A 977-nucleotide genomic window follows, 5' to 3' on the forward strand; every position below is an offset into this window, starting at 1 on the left:
ACTCGCTTGACGGCGTTGCTTCGCATAGCTGCCCCGTTGTCGGAGTGCACGGTTTGCACTGTGGGGTAGCGCGTCAAGATGTCGTCGAAGAGTTTGGATACACCGCGTGCGTCTTCGCGGTGGGTGACCAACGTGCCGATCACGGCGCGTGAGTACAGGTCGATAATGGTGTGGCAGGCGTAGGTTTCGTTGACGAACGGGCCAGGCAGGAATGTGATGTCCCAGCACAGCACTTGTGCTGGTGCAGTAGCCACGACATGTGGTGGCTGGTTGCTACCGCGTTTCGACCTGCGTTTGGTGCGAGTGCAGTTGCGGTGCTTCAACAGTCTGTTGTGCTTGCGGGCGATGCGGTAGAAACTGCTCAAACTAGCGATATACAGCCCGTGGTTGAAGGCGTTGTAGAACACATCGTCCACGCTCGAGTATGGATTGGCATCCAGCTGGGCGAGAATCTCGTCGATCTGCTTTTGTGTAAGCCTGGGGATGTTGCGTTCGTGGTGGGCAATCGGGTTAGTGGTTTTCGGCCGCGGGTTGGATTCGTAGTAGATCCGGCTGCGGCTGACGTTGAGCAACACACACGCCCGGGAAGTGGAGTGGCCTAATCCGACAAGTGCGTCGATGAGTCGTTGTTCTTCTTGTCGACCAGCTTCATAGCGTCGCGTTTCGTCTTCGGATAGGCGTTTTCCTCCGCGTCGTAGTCCACGCCAGGAAGATCGGGCATGGACGCTAAAGCTTTTCCCAACACATCACTGGTTTTGACCCATTTATCCAGTTCTTGTTCTTGCCGGGTGAGTTTGCGGTTGGCTTTGGCGAGTTCTTTTTTCAACCGTTCGTTTTCCCGAATCATCGCCTCAACCTGGCGACGTGACTGCGTAAGGTCATCTGAGGTGTGCTTTCCCACTGTTCCTGCCTTTCGTTTATGCGTGTAATGCGCGATCGATCCGTCTGCGACCATGGTGGCCCACCGCAGCACTGTC

General features: G+C 56.0%; 2 protein-coding genes. Both read right to left on the minus strand.

Annotated features, from left to right (window positions below; translation table 11 throughout):
- The coding region (locus NUW87_RS11390) for a DDE-type integrase/transposase/recombinase (RefSeq protein WP_269028638.1) at positions 1 to 575 on the minus strand (575 nt) is incomplete at its 3' end.
- A gap of 23 nt (positions 576 to 598) precedes the next feature.
- Positions 599 to 977: hypothetical protein (locus NUW87_RS11395; RefSeq protein ID WP_269028639.1), on the minus strand; the 379-nt coding region annotated here is incomplete at its 5' end.

Origin of the sequence: Corynebacterium pilbarense (assembly GCF_026930265.1) — a bacterium.
GTDB lineage: Bacteria > Actinomycetota > Actinomycetes > Mycobacteriales > Mycobacteriaceae > Corynebacterium > Corynebacterium pilbarense.